Raw genomic sequence first — 25,874 nt, 5'->3', positions numbered from 1 at the left:
CTGTAGAGTCGGGGTTCTCGTGCATCGGCATTGATCGAGCCGATGCCGCGCCGGATCGTCTGTGAGGTCGTCGTGGCTGATTACACGTTGCGTCAGTTGGAGTATTTCGTCGCCGTGGCCGAGGCGGGGAGTATCACCCGCGCGGCGTCGGCGGTGCACCTATCGCAGTCGGCGATGTCGACGGCGCTGACCGATCTCGAAGGGGCACTGGGGATTCAGCTTCTTGTCCGTCATCACGCCAAGGGCATCACGTTGACTCCCGCAGGTCGACAATTGCTCGTGGCGAGCCGCCAGTTGTTGGCATCCGCGGCTGATCTTCGTTCTGCCGCACACGGATTGGGTGGCTCGCTGACCGGAACCCTGACGATCGGTTGTTTCGAGGTCATGGCGCCCTACCTCCTTCCTGAGTTGTTGTCCGTCGCAGCCGAGAAGCTGCCGAATCTGGAGTTGGTGACCACCGAGGTCGACATGGCCGACCTGGCCGAGGGTGTCGCGAACGGAACATTCGAGATGGGTATCGGTTACGACCTCGTCGACGACCCGCGACTCAAACGATGGCCGCTGCGCCGTGTTCCGCCCTACGCTCTGGTCGCGGGCTCGCACCGACTCGCCAAACGGCGGAAGGTCCGACTCGCCGACCTGGCCGACGAACCCATGGCGTTGCTCGACCTGCCACACAGCCGTGACTACTTCCGGCAGGTCTTCGCCGACGCCGGCGTCGAACCCGTTGTGCGCTACCGCTCGACGACCGTCGAGACCTGTCGCGCGCTGGTCGGACGTGGCTTGGCATACACGGTGCTCAACCTGCAGTCCGCCGTGCCGATGGCGCTCGACGGACATCCGGTCGCAGCGATACCCATCGCCGACGAGACGCCCGCGCTCACGATGGTCCTGCTCAATGCGATCGCCGCGCGACCGACCCGGCGTGCGGCAGTCGTCGCCGAACTGTGCCGAGACCTGTTCGGCGACACCTCCGCTCAGTGAGCGCATGCCTGGCCACCGACGTTCTCGCCGAGCACGCTACCCCCGACAACGCTTCCCCCGACCATCGTCAGTTGTGCTGTGAGGCAACCGATATCCGGCGTTGTCGAGATGTCACCGGAGAGTGCGACGAGGTCGGCGTCCTTGCCGATCTCGATCGAACCGCTGTGTTCAGCGCAGTGGGCGGCGCGCGCCGCGCCGATCGTGTAGGCATCGACGGCGGTCCGCAGAGTGAGGGCCTGCTCGGCGACGAGCGGCACGGTGCGAGCGTCGGTGCCGATTGCATGTGGATCGGCGGCAGAACCGGTCCGATTCACTGCGGTGTGGATTGCCCACAGCGGATTGGGGTCGGTGACGGGCCAGTCGCTGCCCATCGCCAGCGTTCCACCGGCCGCGCTGATCGAACCGAAGGGGAAGTGCCATCGCTCGCGGTCGGCGCCCAGTAGCGGGAGCTTGCGTTCTACGATCTCGATGTCGCGGCGAGCCCACAGTGCCTGGATGTTCGCCATCACGCCGAGCGCTGCGAAGCGTGGAATATCCTGCGGGTCAACCACATCCAGATGTGCGATCTGGTGTGCGGCGTCGAACTGTGGATTGGCGGCGCGTGCGGCACCGAGCGCATCGAGGCATTCGCGGACCGCGCGGTCGCCGACTGCGTGCATGTGGATGTGGAACTCGTCGCGTGCGAGGAGTGCGCAGACCTCGTTCAGTTCTGCCGGGTCGATGAAGGAGAGCCCGGTGGGGTCGGCCCCGGTCGGCAGGTCGGAGTAGGGCGCAAGCATTGCGGCAGTGCAGTTTTCGCAGATCCCGTCCTGCATCACCTTGACGGTGTCGACGTGAAACCGGCCGCCGTGTCGCGCGAGTGCCCGGCGTTCGCGGAGTGCGTCGATCTGCGAGAGCCCCTGTTCGGCCGCCCACCACAATGCCCCGCACACGCGTGCGGTCAACTCTCCAGCCTCGTCCGCGGCGAGGTACGTCGCGAGTGTGTCCGAGAGTCCGAATGCGGGGATGTCGACGCCCGCGTCCTGCCAGCCGGTGACTCCGACGGAGTGCAGTCGACGTTGAGCTGTCAACAATGCCTCGCGCAGCACGGCGTCGTCGATCTCGGGCGCGAGCGCCTGGACGCTGTCGGCCGCCCGCTCGAACAGGACGCCGGTGGGTTCGCCCGCGGCGTCGCGCTCGATACGTCCACCCGTCGGGTCCGGTGTGTGCCGGTCGATTCCGGCGCCGGCGAGTGCGGCGCTGTTGACCCAGACGCCGTGTCCGTCGTGGCTGGAAAGCACAGCCGGTCGGTCCGCGACCACCTCGTCGAGGTCGGCACGCGTGGGCAGACCGCCGGGAAATGCGTCGCCATACCAACCACTTCCGGTGATGACCGGGGCATCGGGGTGTGAGTCGACGTAGGCCGCGATGGCCTCGAGGTAACCGCGCCGGTCATGTGCAAGCTCGGACAGATCACAGCGCAGCGCTGCGAGTCCGCCTGCCACTGGATGCACGTGCGCATCGATGAACCCCGGGAGCAGGCTTGCTCCCGCGAGGTCGTGGATGACGGTCGACGCCGAGACGAGGTCACGGTCGACGTCCGACGCGATCGCGACGATGGTGCCGTCGGACACCGCGACCGTGCTCGCCGGTGGCATACCGAGTGGTTGCCACACCGCGGCGTTGGTGAAAATGTGATCTGCGTACATCACCACTCCTGTGGTCAGTGGGGCCGTCAGGACACCGAGACCGGCGTGCTGAACACCGGCTCGATCGACAACTGGGTGACCTCACGGCGGAACGGCACCGGATCGTCGTTACGCGGCGCGTCGAGTTCCTCGGCGAACCGGTGTCCCGACCAGACTGCTGCAGCGATGGTCGACGGCGCCCAGGCGTCGCCGACACCGGTGACGCTGCTGACTCCCGCAGCGGCCCAGTCGTCGCCGCGCTCCTGCAGTTGGGTGTAGAGCTCGTCGTGGGGGAGACGTGCGGTCACCATGACGACGGCGTCGGCGTCGAGATGCCCTGTCCGACCGGTGAATCGGCATGCGGTCTGCACGCCTGACGCGTCGACAGTTGTCACGGCGGTGTCGGTGCATACGTCGACGCCGGCCTCCATGATGCGCGCGCGGATGCGGTGAGCCTCCATGGTGTTGGTGGTCCACTGCGACACCTGGGGGACCGGGGTGACGAGCGTGACCGCGAAGCCTTCCTTGGCCAGCATCTCCGCGATGACAGCACCGAGGTAGTAGTGGTCGTCGTCGAACAGCACGACTCGCTTGCCGGTAGGCCGCGCCCCGGCCATGATGTCGTCCGGAGTGAAGACCGCTGTGCTGGAATCGATCTCGATGGGATGTGTGTGCCAGCGGCCGACACCGTCGTTACGCCACGACGCCCCGGTCGCGATCACGACGTGGTCGAAACCGTACTCGAGGATGTCGTCGGTGCTCATCGGCGATTCGCGATAGATCTCGACGTTGTCGAGCCGGTCGAGTTGCTGGAGCCGGTAGTCGATGACGCGAATCCATGCGGAGAGCCCGGGAAGCTTCGACTCGCGGGCCACACGGCCACCGAGCACCCGGCTCGCCTCGGTGAGCGTCACGGGATACCCGCGATTACCCAGTGCCCGAGCGGCTTCGAGGCCCGCCGGTCCCGCACCGACGACGAGCACCGAGGCGTCGGAGCCCTTCACCGAGATGCGCTCCGGATGCCAGCCGCGTCGGAATTCCTCACCCATTGTGGGGTTTTGCGTACACCGGATCGGCGACATGGTGAAATCGCCGGACACGCAGATGTTGCAACCGATGCACTCGCGGATGTCTGCGAGGTCGCCGCGTTCGATCTTGTTGGGCATGAAGGGATCTGCGATCGACGGTCGAGCGGCGCCGATGAGGTCCAGGATGCCCGACTTCACGTGGCGCACCATGGTGTCGGGAGAGGTGAAGCGGCCCACTCCGACGACGGGCTTGGTGGTGAGTTGCTTGAGTCCGGTGACGTAAGGTTCCTGCTCGGCCTCGGGGCCGAAGCGCGAGGTCACCGAGTCGTCCTCCCAGCTTCCGAGCACGAGGTCCCAGAGGTCGGGATGCTCGCCGATCAGGCCGAAGACGTCTTCCATCTCGCTGCGGGTGATGCCGTCGTCGCCGAGCAGTTCGTCGACCGAGATGCGGCACGCGACAGCGGCTTTGCCGTCGGCGATCTCGCGGGTGTCCTCGAGGATCTCGCGGATGAGGCGGACACGGTTCTCGAGGCTGCCGCCGTACTCGTCGGTGCGGTTGTTGTATCGACGCGACAAGAAGTGGTGCAGACCGCCGATCGCGTGTCCCGCGTAGACGTAGACGATGTCGTAGCCGGCTTTCAGTGACCGATGGACCGAATCCGCATGCCATTTGCGCAGATCGACGATGTCGGCCTTCGTCATCGCACGGGCCTGCACCGGATCGAGATTCCACGAGACGACGGGCAGATGCTGTGGTGCCAGCGGAGTTTCGCGGCTGATCAGGTTGGGGCTGTTGAGTCCGTTGTGCGCCAGCTCGATTCCCGCGAGCGCACCGCCCTCGTGAATCTGCTCGGCGATACGCGCGATCGCGGGCATGTCCTGGTCGTCCCAGAGGCGAAGCTCGATGAACGGTCCGATATCCGAGGTGGGATGGATCTCGACCTGCTCGGTGCAGACCACGGCCCACCCGCCCTCGGCTTTTGTCCGACGCATCGCCGCCTCGCCGGACGGATCGCGGTACCCCATGCCGTTGCAATGCGGCACCTGGAAGAACCGGTTGCGGGCGGTGACCGGTCCGATCCGGACCGGTTCGAAAAGGATGTCGTAGCGATGGTCGCGCATGTGAATCTCCGTCGAGAGGTGCTGCGGCGTGAAAATGCTTGGCGCAGTGATCAGTTGTGGGCTGTGGAGTCGGCGTCGGGCAGTGGCGGCGACTCGTGTCATTCTTTGAGGTAAATCGCAAAGAATGAAATGACGGTATCGCGGTTTGTCCCATCGGGCAGCCCTGTTGCGGACATCTCACGGTGCGAACTTCCGAATTGGTTCATCGGGAGAACCGATGTAATCAGCGGAGTTGCCCCGACGTGGTGCAGGGCGGCAGTATCGGGACGTATGGCACGTCCACGCAATCAGCACGCGCGTCGCGCAGAGATCGTCGACGCCGCGACGCGTGCGATCGCCGCGCGCGGACTGATGGGATTGCGCATCAAAGACGTCGCCGACGCGGCGGGTCTGTCGCCAGGATCGATCACCTACTATTTCCCCGGGATCGACGAGTTGTTGCTTGCTGTGCACGAGGCTGCGGTCACGCGGTTCTATGAGACCCGACGCACCGCCGCCACCGACGTCGACGATCCGGTAAAGGCCCTGGCACGGCTCGTCGAACTCGGAATCTGTGACCCGGATGATCCGATGTCACCTGCGCTGTACGAATTGCATCTCTACAGTGCGCGCTCACCCGCACATGCCGAACTGATGTCAACGCTCTTCGACCTCGAGACCTCGCTCTACCGCGAGGCGATCGATGGGGGTATCGCGGAGGGTGTCTTCGCCGACGTCGACAGCGAACGCGTCGCCAGGGCCGCGGTGGCGCTCGAAGACGGATGCGGAATACACCTTGTCGGGCGCACCAGAACACTCGACGCGGCGAGTGCTCGCAGCGCCGTTACGCAGTATCTGCAGGCAGCGTTGCGGTGTCCGGATCTCGTGGTCGAGGAGAGTCCCCACTGACGTCTGGACGCGCCGAATCGTGTGGCCGACAGAGGTTGTCGGGGTGGAGCGCGGTGTCGAGGGCGATGTCGTCGAGCAGTGCGGAGCGTCGGACGAGATCGGGAATCGACGCTCCGGTTGCCACCGCCTCCGCGACCAACGCGGTGGTCGCCTCGTAGCCGAGGACCGGATTGAGCGCGGTGGCGATACTGGCCGAGCCGTACACCGCGGCACGCATGCGGTCTTCTCTCGCGGTGATGCCTCGGATACAGCGTTCGCCGAGTACGTGCACCGCGGCGCGCAGATGGGTCAGTGACGAGAGGAGCGCCCGCGCGATGATCGGCTCGAAAGCGTTGAGCTGCAACTGACCTGCTTCCGCGGCGAGGGTCACCGTGAGGTCGTTGCCGATCACCTCGAAGGCCACCTGGTTCACGACCTCGGGGATGACCGGGTTGACCTTGCCCGGCATGATGCTCGATCCGGCCTGCACGGCGGGAAGCACGATCTCGCCGAAGCCCGCACGCGGACCAGAAGACAACAGGCGCAGATCATTACAGATCTTCGACAGCTTCACCGCGGCACGTTTGGTGACACCGGAGAGTTGTACGAAGGAGCCGACGTCTGACGTCGCCTCGACCAGATCTCCCGCGGTGGTCAGCGGCAGACCGGTGAGCTCTCGCAGGCGTTCGCATGCGTGCGCGGCGTAGGACGGGTGGGCGTTGAGTCCGGTGCCGATCGCGGTGCCTCCGAGATTGATCTCGGCGATGAGCGAGATCGCCTCGTCCATCCTGTCGGCGTCCTCGCCGATGGTGACCGAGTACGCGCCGAACTCCTGCCCCAGCGTCATCGGCACGGCATCTTGCAGTTGCGTACGTCCGAGTTTGAGCATGTCGCCGAATTCGACTGCCTTGTCGGCGCATTCGGTCGCCAGTTCGCGCAGTGCGTCCGAGAGCCCACGGGCGCCGATTCCGAGCGCCACCTTCACGGCAGTGGGGTAGACGTCGTTGGTGCTCTGTCCGAGGTTGACGTGTTCGAGCGGGTGGAGCACGTGATAGTCGCCGCGTCGCTGCCCGAGCAGTTCGAGCGCCCTGTTCGCGATCACCTCGTTGGCGTTCATATTGGTCGACGTCCCCGCGCCGCCCTGGATCTGGTCGACGACGAACTGCTCGTGAAGCGATCCGGAGCGGATTTCGGTGCATGCCGTGATGATCGCGTCGGCAATCGGGGGATCGAGTAGTCCGAGCTCACGATTGGACTCTGCGGCAGCCTGTTTCACCGAAGCCAGGGCGACGACGAGATCGGGGTGTGTGGAGATGGGAACCGCGGAGATCGGGAAGTTCTCCATCGCCCGTGCGGTGTGCACCCCGTAGTAGGCGTCGGCGGGTACCGCATGATCGCCGAGGAGGTCGTGCTCGATGCGAACCGCACCCGCGGCGTCAGCGCTCATCTGTTGCCCCTAGCGATGACGTGCGAGTGCCGTTGGCCAGGAGCCTGTCGCGGATCGTATCGAGCAGGGCGGCGTCGACGACGGTTCCCGCCAGCGCGAGCGCACCCTGAGCGATCGCGGTCTCCGCCGCCGAGGTGAGTGTGGCAGCGGCGAATTCGGGTTGATGGTTGACCGCGGGCAGCGAGTCGATGCCGATGTAGGGGTGAATCGCAGGCAGCACCTGCGAGACATTGCCCATATCGGTCGACGCACGCGCCATGGTCGCGTCTGGTCCGGAGCCGAAGCTGCGTCCCGCCGCGAGTGCGCGGCGTTCGTAGCGGCCGAGAAGTTCATCGTCCGTGCGGAACTCGGCGTAGGGCTTCGACTCCGGGGTCACCGTGAGCGTCGCGCCACTGGCGAGTGCGCCCGCCTCGAAACATCGCATGACACGGGGTTCGACCTCGGCGAGTTCGGCAAGTGTTTCGGCGCGGACATACCAGCGTCCCTCGGTGTGCTCGGCGATGGAGTTGGGTGCCTCACCGCCGCGTGTCATCATGCCGTGCACGCGCACCGACGCCGGAAGCTGTTGGCGCAGAAGGCCGATGGCTACCTGAGCGATGGTGAACGCATCCGCGGCGTTGACGCCACGTTCGGGGTATGCGGCAGCGTGCGCTGACTTGCCGTGGTAGTCGATGTGGCTGTGCGACACGGCGAATGGCCGCGCGCGTGCGACGTCAGCCGGTCCGGGGTGAACCATCGCGGCGGCATGCTGAGCGGCGAATCCGCCCCGTTCGAGCAGTTCGATCTTGCCGCCACCGCCCTCTTCCGCGGGAGTGCCGATGACCGTCAGTGTCAGACCGAGGTCGTCGACGATCGGTGCCAGTGCGAGCGCCGCGCCGACGGTGATCGCCGAGATGAGGTTGTGTCCGCAGGCGTGTCCGAGTCCCGGCAGTGCGTCGTATTCGGCGCAGAGCGCGACGTGGAGGTCGCCGCTGCCGAGCGTCGCGGTGAACGCTGTCGGGAGGTCGCAGAACTGTTCGACGATGGTGAAGCCGCCGTCGGAGAGGGAACCGGCGACCCGAGCTGCCGAATAGGTTTCCTCCCAGGCGGTCTCGGGGTTGTCGTACAAGTCGTGCGAGAGCGCGATCAGACTCGGGTGTGCCGACGCGATACGGCTGCCGAGTTCGGCGTCGAATCGATCGGGGGTGGCGTCGATGGTGGTCACAGGTCTCCCGGAACTCCGTAGGAGGGCGCACGCGTCGGGTCGACGCCGCGGACACGGTAGTCGTTCTTCTGCGGTTGCCAGATCTGCCAGAGCGAAGCGAGGTCGTCGAGCGGGTCGTCGGCGAAGTCAACGCGCAGATCGGTCACCGGCCACGGCACGTCCTCGACGACCAGGAGGCCTGCAGAGTGCACCGGTCCTTCTTCGCCGCCGGCGTCGAGTGCGCTGTGTAGCCCGTCGAGCAGTCGCTGCTCGAATGTGTCGGCGGCACTGTCGGCATAGCCGTTCAGCAGCGACTCGAGCACAGACAGATCGGCGAGCATATTTCCCGCGGCCACCGCCTGATCGCCCTCGACGCCGCCGTAGGTGCCCAGGCTGCGAGCGCCGGAATGCAGCGCGGTGTGCCCGTGTGTGTCGACGACGCTCACCTGGCGGTACTCGGGGTGTTGCTCCGCGGAAAGCGCTGCGCTGAGCGCTTTCTCGGCGTCGAGGCCGTCGGAAAGTCGGTCGAGCACCGCGGGCCCGAGCGCGGGGTTGGTGACGTTTTGCGACGCCACCACTCCGACGCCTGCCCCAGGGTGTGCGCAGCGCGCTGCCACCGCGGGACTCGACGAGCAGACGATGATGCCGAACGCGCCACTTGCGGGGTCGCGCGCCACGAGTGACATCGTCATCGTGCCGCTTCGCTCTGCTCGCTGAGAACTGCGGTCGCATCGATCTCGACGAGCCATTCCGGCCGCGCGAGTGCGTCGACCACCAGCCCGGTCGACACCGGATACACGCCCTTGAGCCAACGGCCCATCACCCGGTAGACCGTCTCGCGGTACCGGATGTCGGTGAGGTACACGGTCACCTTGACGATGTCGCGCAGCGAGCTGCCCGCCTCGTCGAGCAGCATGGCGATGTTGCTCATCGCCTTCTCTGCCTGCACCTCGACGTCGCCGATGCCCACCGATTCGCGAGTGTCGAGATCTTGGCCGATCTGGCCGCGCAGGTACACGACGCCGCCCGCGACGACGGCCTGGCAGAGGTCATTGTCGAGGTTCTGTTCCGGGTAGGTCTCGCGGGTGTTGAAGGGACGGATCCGGGTGTGGGTGACGTCAGGGCTGACGGCGGCGCTCATGGGTCGCTCCTCGTGCTGCGGCTGGTGGAGTAAATGAAGTGGGCGGGGTTTGCGTGTTGGCAGATTACGGCTAGTTCACCGAAACAGCTTGCGCGGCAAGAACATCGGAGTCCGCCGGTGTGGTGGCGTCGACCTGCTCCGGTCGGTAGGCCCGGTAGCCACGCTGGATCGCGATCTGGTCGGCCAGATACTTCGCGTCGTGCCATACACCCCAGATGAAGCTCGACCCTCGACGTGAGAGCCAGGGCAGCCCGAGGAAGTAGATTCCCGGTTCGACCGACACGCCCCGCTGGTGGACCGGGCGGCCCTTCTCGTCGAAGGCGTCGACCTCCAGCCAGCCGTAGTCATAGGCGAAACCGGTTGCCCACACGATGGACGTGATCCCGGCTGCCGCGAGGTCGAGCTGTGCGATCGGGTCGGTGATGCAGTCGGGGAGTGGTCCCAGGATGTGCGCCTGTGGCTCCGCGGGGAGGTCGAGGCCGTTGCGCTCGATGTAGTCGTCGGCCTCTCGCAGCATGGCGAGATAGGTTGCGTCGCCGTTCTCGATGTTGGTGCGCAGGTCGGAGGCGAAGGTCATGGTGCCGGCGTCGAATGCCTGCGCGCGCCCGAGAAGAGTGATCCCGTCCGCGGCGAGCTGCCGGAAGTCGACGGTGTGCCCACCGCCCGCGCCGCTGACTGCGATGGTCACATGCTCGGCGCCCGCGGGAGGGGCCGCCGCGTCCCACTTGCCGAGAACGCCCAGCCACCAACAGAAGTCGCGTCCACGGTAACTACGTGGCGGGCGATCATGCGGTCCGACGGCGAGGTACGTCGCGCGGCCTGACGCGCGTAGTTCTGCAGCGATCTGCACGCCCGACGATCCCGCGCCGACGACGAGAACGCCACCGCCGGGGAGCTGCTGCGGATTGTGATAGTCGCTGGAGTGGATCTGATGGAAGGGCGCTTCGTGAGGCACGACGGCGGGGATGACCGGGGTCTGAAAGGCGCCGGTGGCGGCAACGACGAAGTCGGCTTCGATCGGGCCATCCGAGGTATCGACGCGAAAGCCGTTCTCGCCCTGCTTCTTACGGACCGATGTCACCTCCACGCCGGTGCGGATGGGTGCATTGATGCGCTGGGCATAGGAGCCGAGGTAGTCGGCGACCTGATCCTTGGTCGCGAACGCGTCGGCGTCGACGTCGAACTCCAGTCCGGGGAAGCGATCGTGCCATGCGGGACCGTTGGCGACCAACGAATCCCATCGCCACGTGCGCCAGCGTTCGGCGACGCGATCACGCTCGAGTACGAGGTGGTTGATTCCCTGTGTGGTGAGATGCTCACTCATCGCGATACCTGCCTGGCCCGCGCCCACGACGAGCACCTCGACCTGTGTGGCTGCGGTACCCGCGGGTACCTGCGTCCCCGGCGTAGCCAACTCCACCATCTCGTACCTCCGCTGTTGCATGCGTTGTCGTTGACTCAATGATCATCGGACCGCCTGCATCTGTACAGCAGAGATATTCTAGGTATTACATCGGTTCAGTCGATGTAGGGTTGTGCCGCATTCTCAGCGGTCGCGACCGGGGTAGGGCTGGTAGGCCCGTCGGGCGGCGGTGGCGACGACCTCGGTGAGCTGGTCGTCGCTGAGTATTGCCGGCGCCCCGGCGCTGACGGCTTTCAGATACACCTCGCTGAGCCATTCGACGACGCCGAGGTGCTCACACGCGGTCTCGATGTTGCCGCCGATGGCGACCGAACCGTGGTTGCGCATCAGGGCTGCGGTGCGCTCGAACAGTGCCGCCAACACGCCTTCGCTCAGCTCGGGGCTGCCGAAGACCGCGTAGGGGGCGACTCGTACCGAGCCGCCGACCATCGCGGCGTCGTAGTGGATCGGTGGGAGAAGCTCGGTGATCGTCGACACCGCGACCGACGCGAGCGGGTGAGCGTGGGCGATTGCCGACGCGGAGGTCGACCGGTAGAGGTCGAGGTGGAATCGGAGTTCTGCCGTCGGCCGGTAGCGGGTTTCCTCGATCACCGAGCCATCCATGTTGACGACGACCAGCTGGTCCGGTTGGACGGCGCCGAGGCGTGCGCCCGATGGCGTCACGAGCACGCAATCGCCGACGCGGACAGAGAGGTTGCCGCCGGTGCTCAGCGACGTGCCCGCGGCTGCGAGCTGATGCGCAGCGACGCACAGGGGTACGCGCTGATCGACGATGTCCACCTCTTCGACGGTAGTCGTTCGAACGGTCTCGCCGCAGTGAGACGGCTGCGGCTGCGCATCTCGATCTGGTTCCGCGGGCTTCTCTCACCGTCACGTTCCGATTGGTTGAGCGCATTCAATGCAACTAATGGTTGCGCATCGGGTCGCGGGGTCGTAGATTGATACGCAACCAGAGGTTGCAGGAGGCGACATGGACAAGCTGACCGACGCAGAGGTGGGGACCCTCGTGCGCGAGCTCTACATTGATGCGGAGCCCGACATCGTGTTCGACGTGGTGAGTTCGCCCGAGTACGTCGAACAGTGGTGGCCAGATGAGGCGCGATACCGACTCGAGCCGGGATCGCCCGGCGAGTTGGTGTTCCGTACCGCCGAGGGCGACGAGACCGTCCAGCAGTTCAGCGTCGTCGAATCGAATCCGCCGCGCACGTCCTCATTCCGGTGGACTCACCAGGTCGGCGAGGACCCGGCCGCGGGCAACTCGTTGCTCGTCACCTTCGCCCTCACCGCGTCGGGCAGCGGTACGACGCTGACGATGACCGAGACGGGATTCCGTGAAAGAGGTTGGGAGGAAGCAGAACTCGAGCGGCATTTCCGCGAACACATCGACGGCTGGAACTACTTCCTGCCCCGACTGGTGACCTACGTTGCCGGAATGGAAGCAGCGTCGTGACGCGGGGCCAAGCGTCGACAGGCGACGTCGACGACGCGCTGTGGTCGGCCATCGGAGATCCGACGCGGCGCCGCATCGTCGACCTGCTTCTCGCTGGCGACGGGGGCACGGCGACGTCGTTGAGCGAACAGCTTCCGGTCAGCAGGCAGGGAGTGGCAAAGCATCTCGGCGTACTCGACCGAGCAGGACTCGTGCACGCGACGTCTGCGGGACGCGAGCGACGTTACGACCTCAACAGGGCTCAGCTCGCGAAAGCTGCTGCGCAGCTCGAATCCGTCGGCGCGGCATGGGATGCCCGGCTGCATCGCATCAAGGGCATCGCCGAGGCGTTGCAGCAGGCCCGGAACCGCAGCAAGACAGAACACCAACGTTCGCACCAGAACGGTCCAGAACAGAACCGTTCAGAACAGAAAGATCAAGGGAGTACCTGATGAGCAGCATTCTGCACAGGATCGGCGTCGAAGGCGCCACCACCACAGACGTCTACGGCGCACTGACCACGATCGACGGACTTGCGGGCTGGTGGACAGAAGACGTGAGCGGTGACGGCACGGCCGGTGGGCGCCTCGAATTCCGCTTCCCACCGGTCGGCGGATTCGACATGGAGGTACTCGAGACCGTTCCGTCGGAGTCGGTGCGATGGCGGGTCGTCGAGGGGCCGGACGAGTGGGTTGGCACGACCATCACGTGGTCGCTTCGCCAGGAGGGCGCCTACGCCATCGTGATGTTCAGTCACGACGGCTGGCGCGAGCAGGTGCCGTTCATGAATCACTGCAGCACCAAGTGGGCGGTCTTCCTGTTGAGCCTCAAAGCGCTGATCGAGTCCGGCAAGGGGACACCCGCACCGCGCGATGTGGCGGTCAGCGACTGGCACTGATCGCACCGGGGTCAGGTGTTGATCCCGAACTCGCGGATCTTGCGGTAGATGGTCGCCCGCGAGATACCGAGGGCTGCGGCGGCTGCGGCCTTGCTGTGGTTGTTCTCCTCGAGGCTGCGCACGATTGCGTCGCGTTCGAGCGACTCGATCCTGGTCAGAGTGTGCCTGCTGGTCGAGCGGCAGCGCGGAGGCAGTTGAGCCGCTTCGATGGTTCCGGTGCGCTGATGAGTGACCACCTCGCGCAGGATCTGTCGCAGCTCCGCGACGTTCCCCGGCCACGAGTACTTGCTGAGCTGGTTCATCGCGTCCGGAGCGACGGTCAACTCCCGTCCACGGGTCAGTTGTTTGAGCAGTGTCGGCACCAGATCGCGGAGGTCTTCGATGCGATGCCGCAGCGGAGGGAGTTCGACCGTGTGCCCGAAGAACGGCAGGAGCACCGAAGCCGCGTTGCCTGCGTCGGGCAATGTTGTCACCGCGAGCCAGCCCGCGTGCTCGCGTCCCGGAAGCAGATCAGAGATCGCGTTCACGGTGTCGTCGTCGAGTTGGTCGAGACCGCGGATGATGACCCCGAAGCCGTCGCCCGAGAGTTCGGCTTCGAGTGAATCGAACGTCTCCGGCGACTCGAAGTCGTCGGCGTTGAACACGCGTGTCGTGCCGGGTAGGAACTGTTCGGCCGCGGCCCGGAGTACGGCGGTCCGACCGGTACCGGATTCGCCCGAGACCGCGATCCAGCGTCCGGACCGAACGTGCCCGGCGACGCTGTCGCAGCACTGACGCCACGACGAACTGCTGCCGACGAGTCGTGGAAGGGCAGTGGTGGACGGCCGGGTGACGCGTGTGTGTCGGGTGGGGCTGCTGTGTAGGAGGTGAATTCGGAAGACGGCGATATCGGAGTCGCAGTGTTCGTCGATAGGTGACAACCGTGCGACTATCCCGCTGGGCAACGCGCTGACTCGGGGAACAGCGGCGTCGAGCGAATGGCCGTCGGCGGAATGGTCGACGGCCAGTTCGAGGAGTGCGGTCTGGTCGGAGGGATTCACGCTGTGGCGCAGTCGGCGGTTCATCAACACGACGTCGCCAGACAGCCCGATCACCATCGCCTGCGGAGCTCGACGACACGTCGCTAGATAGGCGTTGAGAAGTCGGGATTCGCGCTCGCTGGCCTGCGAGACCATGCGCTGCACGATCTGTGACGTCGCCGACTTCGCCAGTGAGAGGAGCAGCGTCGACGGGTGCTCCTGCTCGGTCAGGCAGGTGAGGTCGAGCGCGCCGACGATGGCTCCGGAGATGGGGTTGAGGATGGGAACTCCGGCGCAGGAGAGTCTGCCGAGACAGCCTGCGTAGTGTTCCGAGCCACTCACCAACGTCGGTTGCCGGGTCTCTAGGGCTGTGCCGATTCCGTTGGTTCCCGCGTGCTCTTCGCTGTAGCTGTATCCAGGAGCGAGGCTGACGTCGTCCAGCATCCTTTGCAGGCCGCGATTGGCCGTCGCACGTGAGAGTACGACGCCGTCGGGCGAGGTGAGGATGATGCTGATCGGGTCGGCGACGAGGTCGTTGGCGAGTTGGTCGATCACCGGCCGAGCCGCGGCGATCAGCGGCGTCTCGGGATTCGGTTCACGAACGAAGGGAAGTTCGAGTCGGTCGGCATCGACGTTGAACGCGCGGGAACGCCGCCACGACGTGAAGATCGCGTCGCGGACATCGACATCGACGTCGTCGTCGCTCAAGAATCGCTCGCGGGCGCGAGCGACGAGTCGTGATGTCGGAGCCTGGGCTGGCGGCCGGGTATCACGTGACAGGTACCCCTCTGTGATCTATATCTCACTTTCGAGTGTAGCCGACACATGGTCCCGAGCGAATGAGTTCGCGGCAGAGCACGCACGTGTGCGACTGGGGAAGGGCCGGCCGCGATCAACGCCGTGAACGGTTTGTTCAGATCGCGACCGGCCCAGTTCGGGGACTACCGACGGTTCGGTGTCTCCCGGTCAGGGGAGATCCTTTCGGTCAGTAGATATTGGACGGACGTACCATTCCTTCCGCCAGGTCGCCGAATCCGGGTGCGGGGATCGCGCCGGGATTGCCCATGACCTCCTCGACCACCGCGGTCTCCGTGGTGATCAACAGTGCAGCGATGGATGCCGCACTCTCCAGCGCGGCGCGGGTCACCTTGCACGGATCGATGACGCCCTCGTCGAACATGTCCGCGTACTCGCCGGTGAGCGCGTTGAAGCCGTGCCCGAGGGGCAGCCCTGTCACAACCTTCACGACCTCGTCGCCGTCGTAGCCCGCATTGGTGGCGATCCAGCGCACCGGTTCGGCGAGGGACCGTCGCACGACGTCGATGCCGACGGCGTCGTCGCCGGTCGCCTCGAGCGGTTCGAGCGCGCGATGCGCCTGTGCCAGCGCGGTACCGCCGCCGGAGACGATGCCCGCCTCGACCGCTGCGCGTGTCGCCGCCAACGCGTCTTCCACGCGAAGCATGCGTTCCTTGAGTTCGACGCTCGTCACGCCACCGACCCTGATCACGGCCACGCGTCCGGTCAATCGCGCGATGCGGAGCTCGAGACCGTCGCGATCCGCGTCGATACGGGCCCGCTGGAGCTGCGCTTCCAGATGCGACACGCGGGCGTCGACGGCCGCCTGGTCGCCGTGCGCGCCGACGATCGTCGTCTCGTTCTCGGTGACCGTCACCCGATCGCAGGTCCCGAGATGGTCGATTGACACCTCGGACAACTCGATGCCGGTGTCCTTGGCGATCACGTGGCCACCGAGTGCGACCGCGAGATCTTCGAGTTCGGCGATACGTCGATGCCCGAAACCGGGGGCGCGCACCACGACCGACTGCATCGTCTTGTGCATGTTGCCACCGACGAGCAGCTGCAGCGCCGGGCCGTCGACGTCCTCGGCGAGGACGAGCAGCGGCCGATCGGCCCGCTTGGCCACCTCGATCGCGGGCATGATCTCCTGCACCGACGTGATCTTCTTGTTGGTCAACAAGACCACGGGATTGTCGAGGACAGCTTCCATGCGGTCGGGATTGGTGACCATGTAGCCGGAGATGTAGCCGTGGTCGAACTCGATGCCGTCGACGATGTCGACCGCAAGGCCGAGGGTGTCGCTCTCCTCGGTGGTGATCACTCCGGTCTTGCCGACATGCTCGACGGCCGTTGCGATGACGTCGCCGATGACCTCGTCGTCGCTTGCGGCCAGAGATGCGATCCGTTCCAGGTCGCTGCGGCCGCCGATCTGGACGGCCTGGTCGTTCAACGACCCGACGACAGCGGTCACCGCGCGCTCGATACCGCGACGCACCCGCATCGGATTGGCGCCCTGCTCGACGGCGCGCAGTCCCTCGCGGACCATGGCCTGCGCCAGCACGGTGGCCGTCGTGGTGCCATCACCCACGACGCCATTGGTCTTCATGGCGACTTCCTTGACCAACTGAGCACCCATGTTGGCGAACGGATCTCGCAGCTGGATCTCGCGTGCGATTGTGACTCCGTCATTGGTGATCGTCGGCGGTCCGGTCAGTTTCTCCAGCACCGCATTGCGTCCTTTCGGACCCAATGTCACCTTGACCGCGTCGGCGAGGGCGTTGACGCCCCGCTCCAGCCGCAGTCGCGCTTCGGCGTTGTAGCGCAACTCCTTGGCCATGTTGGCACCTCTTTCGATTGGGTTGTGGGGGTTGGTTTTTACTGGTTGAGCTGTGCCCGCTGGTTGAGCTGTGCCCGCTGGTTGAGCCTGTCGAAACCTCAGGGGACGAGGATCGCGCGGCCGCGCACCCGTCCGGCGTCGAGGTCGTCGAGTGCCTGCTGGTATTCGGTCAGTGGGTAAGTGACGGTGTGTAGCTTCACCTTTCCCGCCGCCGCCAGCGTCATGAGCTCGGTCAGATCGTTGTACGAGCCGACGAGGTTTCCGATGAAGTTGATCTCGGTCGAGATCACGTCGATGGTCGGGATGTTGATGTTCTCCCCGTAGCCGACGACGAAGTAGTTGCCCGCCTGGCGCAGCATCGCGATGCCCTCCGACGTCGCGCCGCCCTCGCCGACGAAGTCGAGGACGGCTTCGGCGCCCTTTCCGTCGGTCAGCGCGAGCACCTTCTCGACCTGCGTGCCGTGTGAATCCGGCCCGCTCGCTGCGCTCCCGGCGCCGTCGGCGACGATGCCCTCGTGCGCACCGACCTCGACCGCAAGCGCCACTGCATCGGGATTGCGGTCGACCACCACGATGCGCACCCCGGAGATCGCGGCAAGAACCTGAATCCCTATGTGCCCCAATCCACCCGCGCCGATCACGACGCAGGTGTCGCCGGGCCGTGTCATCCGAGCGACCTTGGCGGCCGCGTGATAGGCCGTCAAACCGGCGTCCGCGAGAGCCGCGATATCGGCAGGTTCGAGCGAATCGTCGATCTTCACGACGCTGCGCGCAGTGGTCTTCAGGTAGTCGGCGTAACCGCCGTCGGTGTCGATGCCGGGGAACTTGCTGTTCTCGCAGTGCACGTCGTCGCCTGCGCGGCAGGCACGGCACAGGCCACACGTGATCAGCGGATGCAGGATCACCTTGTCGCTCACCGACACATTGGTGACGGCGTCGCCGATCGCCTCGACCCATCCGGCATTCTCATGCCCGATCGTGTAGGGCAGTTCGACCCCGCTCTTCTCGGCCCACTGTCCTTCGAGAATGTGCAGATCGGTGCGGCACACTCCGGCGCCACCGATCCGCACAATCACGTCGAGTGGACCGGTCACCACCGGATCGGGGACCTCGGTGAGTTGTAGCTTGTCGTGGTAGCCGACAACTTGTACGGCTCTCATGATGACCTCCCGGTAGTGGTTGCTGTGCGCGCTGCGTCGAACGTGGGGTGGCGCAGATCGGTGATGACCGGCCCGCTGGTTCCGTCGCATTCGTCGTCGTCGGCGTAGCGTGTCGCGAGCAAACCGCGGCAGAAATGTGCGTTGCCCTCCATGGAAATTCGCACCGATCGCGCGAATCGCATGCGCATCGGAACGTCGTCGGCACTCAGGGTTCGCCCCTCCTCGTCGACGACGACTCGACAGTTGGGGCAGACACCGAGTCCGATCTGTACTCGTCTGCGTAAGAGTGCGTACTTCTCCGGTCCGTCGGGGATGTCGCGCAGCAGCAGATGCGTGCAGCCCTCGACGCCGACGACGCCCGACGAGATCAGCGGTGTCACAGCACGTTCCATGGCGGCGGTGTGTGCCTTGCGGAAGAAGGTGAGTCGAAGTTCCTCGAGACCCTGCTCCGCCTCGACACCGAAGGTGCCCTTGTAGCCCGCGTGTGCCGCCAGACCCGCGTTGATCTTGTCCGAGTCGTGGTGATCGTCGAGCATCACGCGGACCCGTCCGATGTCGTCGATCGCTTCCAGTGCATCGAGTGCGTCAGATGCCATGAGGTAGGCGAAGTTCGGCGAACAGAACGATGTGGGGAGTCGCAGATGCACGGTGACTCCCTCGTCGTCGAGGTTGATCGAGCGCACAAACCCCAGTTCGGTGATGGGCAGATCCAACTCCGGGTCGGCGACGGTGTCGAGAGCTTCGATGACGATGTCCGATAACGGCATACCCGATGTGTGCGCCTGCCCGCGATGTGCGAGCGCGGTCATGCGGTTGCCGCCTCCGCTGCCGGCGTATCCTGGGCGCCTGCTGCCACGTCGGCGCCGGGATCGGCTGCGTCGGTGGGGATTCGCAGTTCCTCGGGAACCGAGATATGCGGATACAGTGCCGCAGCGTTGAGTCCGAGGATCTTCTTCTTCTGCTCGATGGTGATCGGCGCGTACTCCGTCATGTCCTGGGGAATCTGGAAGTCGACGAAGCGTTCGACGAGCCACTGCGGTGTCCAGAGCGCGTAGTCGCTGGAGAACAGAATCTTGTCCTCACCGATCCAGTAGAGGAGTTCGCCGATGATCTGCGCGAAGTACCTCGGCCGCGTGTGAATGAACGGAATGGCAACGGCGAGACCGCCGTACACGTTGGATTCCTGCGTGGCGATCCAGCAGAAGTCCTCGAGACGAGGAAGACCGACGTGCTCGATGATGAAGTTCAGGTCGAGGTAGTCGGTTGCGACCTTGTCGACATCTGCGACGTCGAAGGCGTCTCGGTCGAGCGGGCGGATGGTCGGGCCCTTGTGCACGTGAATGTTCTTGATCCCTAGTTTCAGGCACTCCTCCAGGTAGCGCCTCGACCACGGATCGTCGAGCTTGTATCCGCGTGAATCCCCATGCCACTCAGCGGTATACAGCTTGACGCCCTTGAGGTCCATCGTCTCCGCGTCGCGTCGGAGCTGGACCAGACCGTCTTCGCCATCGCGCGGGTCGTAGGCGTGGTTGTAAGTGAGCTTGTCGGGGTTGTCCTGCGCAAGCTTGAGTGAGTCGTCGACCTGAGCGAAGCCGTTGACGTAGAAGTCCTTGAGGATCGTGGCCTGGAAGATCGCGTGATCGGCAGGACCATCGACGAAGAGATCCTGCATCAGACGGTCCGCGCCGTAGTAGCAGTAGGTGTCGTAATCCCACACCTGCTCCTCGGGACTCAGGTTGCGGTGATAGTCGTAGAAGCAGTCGATGAACTGTTTGCCGTGAATGTTGCGCTGATTGGATTCACGGCCGTCCCACAGGTGGACGTGGGCGTCGACGATGAAGTATTTCTCGCCATTCTTCTCGTACATCTTCTCACTCGCTCTCTGAGATCTGGGCTGTCGTGATGATCGGGCTGTTGGGGTGATCGGGCTGTCGTGATGATCGGGCTGGCTGGAAGAGCGGAAAGCGGCTGCACGGCAACACAAGTGAGCCGCGATGGATTCGCCGCAGGCGCCGGGTGGACGATTCTCGGCGCCTGCGGCGAAGTGTTACGACGACGCGGTGAGGTCGAATCCGATGAACTCGGCGGCGTCCTCCGGGCTGGCGAACAGGATGGTCTTGTCGTCGAGGTGAACCATCCGCCCGTAGTGCGTGGAGCTGATCTCCTCGAAGATCGAACCGTCGAAGTCCTGGCCGAGGGCATCGGTCAGTTCGTCGTAGTCGAATATGAGGCGGTTGACGCCGTCGACACGGATCATCGACGGGTACTCGGTGAGTTCGACGCCGTCCTTGGCTCCCATGACGTCGGCCACGATGCGACCGATCGGCGTGTTCATGAGCGTGACACCGCACATGTTGGAGAACTCGGTATCGGCCCCGAATTGCATGGTGCTCACTTGTTCAGCTCCTCTGGGATATCGACGTCCATGGCGGTCAGAACGTCGGCGAACTTGGTCTTCGCGTGTTCGAGACTGGATGAGAAGGTGACCGACTTGTCGGCGGGCTGTGACCAGATCGGCTGCAGGGCGCGGGCGGCGTCGAGGCTTCGCGGTACCCATTCAGACATCCATCGCGAGAAGAGCTTTCGATTGTCGATGCCGTACTTCTCGTCACGCGAGAGCATCTGGAACAGTGCGCGTGAGTAGTTCAGGTCGCGGTCATAGTCGTACTCTCCGGTGCCGACGATCGTGGGTGTGATGTAGTCGCCGTTGCGGGCGGCGACCTGCGTGACGAGCTCCGACCGGAACAGTGAGCCCACCAGTTGCTCGAAGACGATATTGGAGCAGAACAGCAGCTCGGCCCAATCACCGATCGCCGTCAGTCGTTCCACCGCCTCGCGCGTGGGCTGCCACTCGGGGGCCGATTGCCAGACCTCCTTGTGCGCCGAGCCATCGAACGCTTCCTCGGCTTCGGAGAGGTCGAGGTTGAACAGGGCGAGATCCTGCGCGAAGCGCAGCTTGTGCGCGGCGTTGACGCAGACCGCGTTGTTGATCATGTTGGTCGGTGCCGACCGCTGAATCGAGGTGAACACATGCAGACCCATGCCGCTCTCGGCGTGCATCCAGGCGCCGAGGTTGCGCTCGATGAACTTGAGCCACGCGGAATTCCACCCGTCGTAGGCCCGTGCGCGCTTGGCGTTCTGTAGGTAGATCCATCCCTGGGTGAGGTGACGTTCAGGGTCGGGCTGGACGTCGACGGTGACGTCCTCGTAGATCGTGGCCCGCTTCTTGGACGGCTGATAGTAGTTGTACTTGCGGCTGCGGCTGCTCGGGAATTCCCTTGCGCCGGCCTCGGCGTCGGTGAATTCGATGGTCGGGAAACTGCGTTCCCTCGATTGAGCTGGTGCGGACATACCTTTCGTTCCTGTCGTTCAGGCTGACTCGACCGCGGTGGTCGTGATCAGGAGTCGAATGCCGGGCTGGTGAACTTGTCGTAGAAGATCTGGTCGCGGGGAACCGAATGCTGCTCGGCAAGCGCGAGAGCTGCATCGACCATGGGTGGGGGACCGCAGAAATACACCTCCGTTCGGGCGAGGTCCGCTTCGTTGTCGTTGACGATGTCGGTGACGTTCCCGCCGATGACAGTGACGCCGTCGGGTGCGTCGTCGGTGCTCTCCGACAGGCAGGCCGTGAACGAGAAATCGTCGATTTTCTCACCGAGAGTGGCGATTTCGTCGAGAAGGAAGAGATCCGACGCGGTGCGCGCGCCGTAGTAGAACCGAACCGGTCGGTTGAGTCCTGTCTCGCTGATGTATCGGAGCAGCGAGAGCAGTGGCGCCATTCCCGCGCCGCCGCCGATCGCGACGATCGGCAGGACGTGACCGTTGCGCAGAGTGCACGACCCGTACGGTCCGTTGACGTTGATCTCTTGCCCCACCGACAGGCCGTCGGTGAGCATGCCGGCGAACAGACCACCGGGATACTTCTTGATCAGGAACTCGAGCCGATCCGGAGTCGCCGGAGTGGTGGCGATGGAGAACGACCGCTTCTCGTCGGTGCCCGGGATGAACAGGTCGAAATACTGACCCGACCTGAATTCGACGGTCTCCGGTTCGACGACGTCGAGTTTCAGCGACACGATGTCGCGGGTCATCGGCTCGATGGCGGCGACCTTCGTGGTGACGTCCTGGATCGGCGCGCCGCCGAGCAGTTCGTCCTCGTCGAAGTTGAGGAGCTCGATCTCGCAATCGCTGTATGCGTATGTGCGACAGAGGAGCACGTACCCTTCGGCTTCTTCCGCGTCGTTGCAGGCGAAGGTGGAGTAGTCGTCCATTTGGACGTCGCCGTCGAGCATGTACGACTTGCAGGCCGAACAACGGCCTTCCCGGCAGCCGTGCATGAGGTGGATTCCCTGCCGGAATGCGGCGTCGAGGATGGTCTCGTCCTCGGCTACCTCCATCTCGATGTCGACGGGTTCGAAGCTGATGTGATGCGTGTCGGCCATGAAGTCTCCTGGGCTTTATGGGGATGTCCGCGCTGGTCGGACCAACCGGTCCTGAGGAGCCCGCGAGGTACGAGCGCGCGTCTCGAAGGGGCACGGTGACCCTTCGAGGCTCGGCTGGCGCCTCGCACCTCAGGGATCGGGTGGAGGGCTCCTCAGGGATCGGAAGATCAGACCGTGACGGCCCCGTTCTTGTTGGCCATGTAGGCGGCGATGTGAGCTTCGCGTTCCTCGTCGCTCATTTCGTTCAGCGCCACGTTCGGGCTGCCGAACGGGATGCCGCGCACATCGTCGAGCGTCCACATCTTCTTGGGATCGAGATCGAGATGCGGCTGCGGGATGAGCGTCTTGCCGTCGTCGCGGACGTAGCCGAGATCCTTGACGATGTCGGCGAGATCCTTGCCGTGGTGCAGCGTCTCCCATTCACGGAAACCGGTGAGGCGCCCCATGTTCGGGGTTGGACGTCCCTCGTACTCGGGTCGGAAGGCCACCTTGTCAGTCCAGGCGCAGGTCTCCGAGCAGTAGGTGCGCCACTGGCCGTCGACCTTGTCGGTCACCATGTCCTCGCGGATCAGGCACGGCACCATACACGTCCAGCACCGGTGTGGGTACTCGTAGTCGACGTCCTCGAAGGCGATGGGCTTGTTTTTGCCGGGGTAGGCGAGGCGGTTGTAATTCTCCCACCACTTCCCGAACTTGTTGTACCAACCGGGATACTTCTCCTCGAACCATTCGAAGTCGGTGTCGGTCATGGCGTCGATGCGCCAGTAGTTGACCGGCCAGCCGGTGGCAAAGAAGCGGGCGACCTCGTGCACGTAGTGCTTGTCGACGATGCGGTTCCACGCCTCCTCGACCAGATCGTGCGGAATCGTCAGACCGTACTTCTCCAGCGGCAGAAGGTAACTGCGGTAGTAGTCGTCGTAGATCCAGCGACGCCACATCTCGGCATAGGACTCGCGATCCTTGCGGCGGTCCTTGGTTCCGTACTCGATGAAGGTGCCGATCGCGGCGTCGACGACGCAGTGGTTGTTCCACCATGCGTAGCGCAGATCCCGTTCCAGCAGTGGACGATTGCGTTCGTCGGCCAGCGCCATCAGCAGAATCGAGTAGCCGTTGGAGATGTGGCGCGACTCGTCGGACTGCACGGAGTGGAAGACCGTCGGAAGCAGGTAGTCGCCGTTGGCGGCCGCCTCGTCGGGCATTGCCACGAACAGGGTGTTGGTGAACGCGGTCTCGGCGACGACCGTTAGATAGATGTTTGCCGCGGTGATCGCGTCACCGGTGATGAAACCCTCACCGAACTGCCTGCCGATGGTGCCCGCGTAGTTGTTCGCGAATGCCTTCTCGGTGATGTCGAAGCCGGCCGGGTCGATGTAGTTGTTCATGTACAGCTTCTTGAGGTTCATCTGGATCGTCGAATGACGAACCTCGTCGATCATCTGCACCGCGAGTCCGTTGTGGATCTCAGGGTTCGGGACGGCGTCGATGGCCATCGGCATCGCGCGTGCGGCGGAGATCTCGGGAAAGGGGATGATCGACAGGAACAGCTTCTGCCATTCGAGCCAACGTTCCTGGACCTGCCGGAACATGTTGCCGCGAATGGCGCCGTCCATGGCACCGTAGACGCGGTTGTCCTTCTCCTCCTCCATCGGGAAGTACGACCGCATGATCTGCTTGAGCGGATCCTTCTTGGGGGCCTTCTCGAACGTGTAGTCGGTACCAAACCGAGTGGCGGGGGTGGCGAAGGTGGGCTCCCACGACAACTCGGTGATCTTCGCATGGGCTTTGGTCAAGCTCTGCCTGCTCAATGTGCGCCTCCTCGTATGGGCCGGCGCTGTGCCGACCTGGCTGGACTGGAGCGCTTTCGATACAACCGCGTGAGGTGCATCACAACCGTCTCACTGTGAGACGGGGCACATATTCACGATCGCGCAGCGGTTATGCGATGGGGGCGGGGCGTCGATGGCGCGGGGCGTCGATGGCGCGGGGCGGTGGGCCGGTGAGCGGGGCTTGGCCGTGCGCCGCGGCGGAACGTTAGGCGCGGGCGGGGCGTCGTGCGCGGCGGTCGGCCGCGGCTGGGCGCGGCGCGCCCGACGTCGGGCCTGGTTGTAAATGTGTGTTGGATCGAAGGATGTGGGTGCTGCAGCACCCACATCTTCACGTTCGACACACATTTGCCGCGGCCAGAGGCGTATCTCGGCGGATGTGGAACCTGGCGGGTCGGGGGTGCGTCGGATATGTCATGCACTCACCCGCTACTGAACCCGACTCTGCTGCCCGCTATGCCGCTGCTTGTTATCCAGCCGACCGGTTCGGGCTCATCCATCGGAACGCGGTTCTTGCGGCCGGATACACCGACAACGACCTGCGCGCGTCGCTGCGTCGACGGGAGATCGAGCGTGTCCATCGCGGGGTCTTCGTCGTCAGCGCTGAGCGGACTCGGCTCGAACGCCACCGGCTCGTCGCGCTCGCGTCCGTGCGAGCCGTGAGGGGTGAGGGCGTGGGCGCAGGGGACCTCGGGCCGGGCGAGTCGGGCGCTGTCGAGTCGGGCGCCGGGGAGCCTGAGGTGGAGGAGTCGGGCGCAGCGGTATCAGGAGCGGAGGAGTCGGGACCGAAGGTTCGCGCGGCGCTGAGTCATCAGAGTGCCGCGGCGGTGCATGGCCTCGAGATGCTCTCGCCGACGCTGACGCGCGTCCATTCGACGACGGTGAGTGGTGCGGGATTTCGAACCGCGACCCATCACCGCCATGTCGTGACATTGTCTGACGACGAACTCGTCGAGGTCGACGGCGTGCTGGTCACCTCGATCGAACGAACGGCCGTCGACATTGCCTGCGGGGCACAGACGTTCGCCCAGGCGCTCGCCGTTGTTGATTCGGCTCTGCGGCTCGGTGCCGACCGTGACGTCATGACGAAGATGCTCGCCGGCAAGCGTCGCGGTGTGGGTCTGGCGCGCCGAGCGCTGCATCACGCCGACGGGCGGTCGGAGAATCCGGGCGAGTCGTGGAGTAGGGCGCAGATGATCGAGGCGGGTCTGCCCGCGGCGAGGCTGCAGCACACGTTCCGCGACGCCGACGGCGAGCACGTGGCGCGTACTGATTTCGACTGGGGCGGGAGGCTCGTCGGAGAGTTCGACGGCAAGGTGAAGTACGCGAAGCTGCTCAAACCCGGGGAGGACGCCACCGAGGTCGTGGTGCGCGAGAAGCGTCGTGAAGACGAACTCCGCGCGATGGGCATCATGGTCGTGCGCTGGACCTGGGACGACCTTCGCGCAGGGAGAGTGGCAGCGCTGATTCGACGCTGGCTGGTGAAGTTGGCGCTGATCGTCGAACCTGCCAGCGCATGAATGTGTGTCGTATCGAAGGATGTGGGCGCTGCAGCACACATATCCTTCAAAACGACACATATTTTCGACGCCGCGCACCGGCCCCG

Annotated in this window: 23 protein-coding genes; 6 read left to right on the top strand and 17 right to left on the bottom strand. The window is 64.9% G+C overall.

Going from position 1 to position 25,874, the window contains the following annotated elements; translation table 11 throughout:
• Positions 1-72: 72 nt before the first annotated feature.
• Complete coding sequence (locus tag B3T59_RS21955; protein WP_005207121.1) at positions 73-984, top strand: LysR family transcriptional regulator; 912 nt, start codon at positions 73-75, stop codon at positions 982-984.
• Here B3T59_RS21955 and B3T59_RS21950 read toward each other — a convergent pair.
• Together B3T59_RS21950 and B3T59_RS21945 are read right to left on the bottom strand one after the other, a co-directional pair.
• A complete protein-coding gene (locus B3T59_RS21950) occupies positions 978-2,672 on the bottom strand; it encodes an amidohydrolase (RefSeq protein ID WP_287005141.1) in 1,695 nt (564 codons plus the stop codon). The two genes, B3T59_RS21955 and B3T59_RS21950, sit on opposite strands and share 7 nt — an antisense overlap.
• A 26-nt stretch (positions 2,673-2,698) precedes the next feature.
• Entirely contained in the window at positions 2,699-4,801 is a 2,103-nt protein-coding gene (locus B3T59_RS21945) for an FAD-dependent oxidoreductase (protein ID WP_287005140.1), read from the bottom strand.
• A gap of 270 nt (positions 4,802-5,071) precedes the next feature.
• Between B3T59_RS21945 and B3T59_RS21940 the strand changes: the two genes are divergently transcribed.
• On the top strand, positions 5,072-5,689 hold the full coding sequence (locus B3T59_RS21940) for a TetR/AcrR family transcriptional regulator (protein ID WP_287005139.1): 618 nt from the start codon (positions 5,072-5,074) through the stop codon (positions 5,687-5,689).
• Here B3T59_RS21940 and B3T59_RS21935 read toward each other — a convergent pair.
• The 6 genes from B3T59_RS21935 to B3T59_RS21910 all read right to left on the bottom strand — a co-directional run bounded on the left by B3T59_RS21935 (position 5,625) and on the right by B3T59_RS21910 (position 11,642).
• The gene (locus B3T59_RS21935; protein WP_287005138.1) at positions 5,625-7,115 is read right to left on the bottom strand and encodes an aspartate ammonia-lyase; all 1,491 of its coding nucleotides are present in this window, start codon (positions 7,113-7,115) and stop codon (positions 5,625-5,627) included. The two genes, B3T59_RS21940 and B3T59_RS21935, sit on opposite strands and share 65 nt — an antisense overlap.
• Positions 7,105-8,265 carry a M20 family metallopeptidase gene (locus tag B3T59_RS21930; protein WP_287005148.1) on the bottom strand — a complete coding sequence of 387 codons (1,161 nt, stop codon included), beginning with the start codon at positions 8,263-8,265 and terminating at the stop codon, positions 7,105-7,107. Before B3T59_RS21930 ends, B3T59_RS21935 begins: the two co-directional genes overlap by 11 nt.
• Before the next feature lie 50 nt (positions 8,266-8,315).
• Positions 8,316-8,990, bottom strand: a complete 675-nt coding sequence (locus B3T59_RS21925; protein WP_287005137.1) for a DUF1028 domain-containing protein — start codon at positions 8,988-8,990, stop codon at positions 8,316-8,318.
• The gene (locus B3T59_RS21920; RefSeq protein ID WP_065181078.1) at positions 8,987-9,439 is read right to left on the bottom strand and encodes a RidA family protein; all 453 of its coding nucleotides are present in this window, start codon (positions 9,437-9,439) and stop codon (positions 8,987-8,989) included. The genes B3T59_RS21925 and B3T59_RS21920 overlap by 4 nt, the downstream gene beginning before the upstream one ends.
• A gap of 70 nt (positions 9,440-9,509) precedes the next feature.
• The gene (locus B3T59_RS21915) at positions 9,510-10,862 is read right to left on the bottom strand and encodes a flavin-containing monooxygenase (RefSeq protein ID WP_287005147.1); all 1,353 of its coding nucleotides are present in this window, start codon (positions 10,860-10,862) and stop codon (positions 9,510-9,512) included.
• 123 nt (positions 10,863-10,985) lie between these two features.
• Positions 10,986-11,642: a class II aldolase/adducin family protein gene (locus B3T59_RS21910; RefSeq protein ID WP_287005136.1), complete on the bottom strand. Its 657-nt coding sequence runs from the start codon at positions 11,640-11,642 to the stop codon at positions 10,986-10,988.
• A gap of 190 nt (positions 11,643-11,832) precedes the next feature.
• Between B3T59_RS21910 and B3T59_RS21905 the strand changes: the two genes are divergently transcribed.
• Genes B3T59_RS21905 through B3T59_RS21895 form a run of 3 tightly spaced genes read left to right on the top strand, consistent with a single transcriptional unit; the run spans position 11,833 to position 13,189 of the window.
• A complete protein-coding gene (locus B3T59_RS21905) occupies positions 11,833-12,312 on the top strand; it encodes an SRPBCC domain-containing protein (protein WP_287005135.1) in 480 nt (159 codons plus the stop codon).
• A complete protein-coding gene (locus B3T59_RS21900; protein WP_287005134.1) occupies positions 12,309-12,743 on the top strand; it encodes an ArsR/SmtB family transcription factor in 435 nt (144 codons plus the stop codon). The genes B3T59_RS21905 and B3T59_RS21900 overlap by 4 nt, the downstream gene beginning before the upstream one ends.
• A complete protein-coding gene (locus B3T59_RS21895; RefSeq protein ID WP_287005133.1) occupies positions 12,743-13,189 on the top strand; it encodes an SRPBCC family protein in 447 nt (148 codons plus the stop codon). The genes B3T59_RS21900 and B3T59_RS21895 overlap by 1 nt, the downstream gene beginning before the upstream one ends.
• Positions 13,190-13,200: 11 nt before the next feature.
• Here the strand turns inward: B3T59_RS21895 and B3T59_RS21890 are convergent, their stop codons facing one another.
• From B3T59_RS21890 to B3T59_RS21850, 9 genes are all read right to left on the bottom strand, one after another.
• Complete coding sequence (locus tag B3T59_RS21890) at positions 13,201-14,916, bottom strand: sigma-54-dependent Fis family transcriptional regulator (protein WP_287005132.1); 1,716 nt, start codon at positions 14,914-14,916, stop codon at positions 13,201-13,203.
• 277 nt (positions 14,917-15,193) lie between these two features.
• Positions 15,194-16,843 carry a chaperonin GroEL gene (gene groL / locus B3T59_RS21885; RefSeq protein ID WP_005207107.1) on the bottom strand — a complete coding sequence of 550 codons (1,650 nt, stop codon included), beginning with the start codon at positions 16,841-16,843 and terminating at the stop codon, positions 15,194-15,196.
• Positions 16,844-16,941: 98 nt separating this feature from the next.
• Positions 16,942-18,003 carry an NAD(P)-dependent alcohol dehydrogenase gene (locus B3T59_RS21880; RefSeq protein ID WP_287005131.1) on the bottom strand — a complete coding sequence of 354 codons (1,062 nt, stop codon included), beginning with the start codon at positions 18,001-18,003 and terminating at the stop codon, positions 16,942-16,944.
• The gene (locus B3T59_RS21875; RefSeq protein ID WP_287005130.1) at positions 18,000-18,812 is read right to left on the bottom strand and encodes a metal-sulfur cluster assembly factor; all 813 of its coding nucleotides are present in this window, start codon (positions 18,810-18,812) and stop codon (positions 18,000-18,002) included. Before B3T59_RS21875 ends, B3T59_RS21880 begins: the two co-directional genes overlap by 4 nt.
• Positions 18,809-19,870, bottom strand: a complete 1,062-nt coding sequence (locus B3T59_RS21870; RefSeq protein ID WP_287005129.1) for an amidohydrolase family protein — start codon at positions 19,868-19,870, stop codon at positions 18,809-18,811. Before B3T59_RS21870 ends, B3T59_RS21875 begins: the two co-directional genes overlap by 4 nt.
• 180 nt (positions 19,871-20,050) lie before the next feature.
• Complete coding sequence (gene mimD, locus B3T59_RS21865; protein ID WP_174273062.1) at positions 20,051-20,389, bottom strand: propane 2-monooxygenase effector subunit MimD; 339 nt, start codon at positions 20,387-20,389, stop codon at positions 20,051-20,053.
• Between the two features lie 5 nt (positions 20,390-20,394).
• Complete coding sequence (locus tag B3T59_RS21860) at positions 20,395-21,354, bottom strand: toluene hydroxylase (protein WP_287005128.1); 960 nt, start codon at positions 21,352-21,354, stop codon at positions 20,395-20,397.
• Positions 21,355-21,401: 47 nt separating this feature from the next.
• A complete protein-coding gene (locus B3T59_RS21855) occupies positions 21,402-22,445 on the bottom strand; it encodes a 2Fe-2S iron-sulfur cluster-binding protein (RefSeq protein ID WP_287005127.1) in 1,044 nt (347 codons plus the stop codon).
• Positions 22,446-22,612: 167 nt separating this feature from the next.
• On the bottom strand, positions 22,613-24,250 hold the full coding sequence (locus B3T59_RS21850; protein WP_287005126.1) for an aromatic/alkene/methane monooxygenase hydroxylase/oxygenase subunit alpha: 1,638 nt from the start codon (positions 24,248-24,250) through the stop codon (positions 22,613-22,615).
• Positions 24,251-24,684: 434 nt separating this feature from the next.
• On the opposite strand from B3T59_RS21850, the gene B3T59_RS21845 reads away from it, so the two are divergent.
• Positions 24,685-25,788, top strand: coding sequence for a hypothetical protein (locus tag B3T59_RS21845; RefSeq protein ID WP_287005125.1), 1,104 nt, complete (start codon positions 24,685-24,687; stop codon positions 25,786-25,788).
• Positions 25,789-25,874: the final 86 nt, after the last annotated feature.

The sequence above is a fragment of the Gordonia sp. UBA7860 genome (assembly GCF_002500165.1).
GTDB classification, from domain to species: domain Bacteria; phylum Actinomycetota; class Actinomycetes; order Mycobacteriales; family Mycobacteriaceae; genus Gordonia; species Gordonia sputi.
Note: the sequence above shows the minus strand (reverse complement) of the source record. Positions and strands in the feature narration are given on the sequence as shown.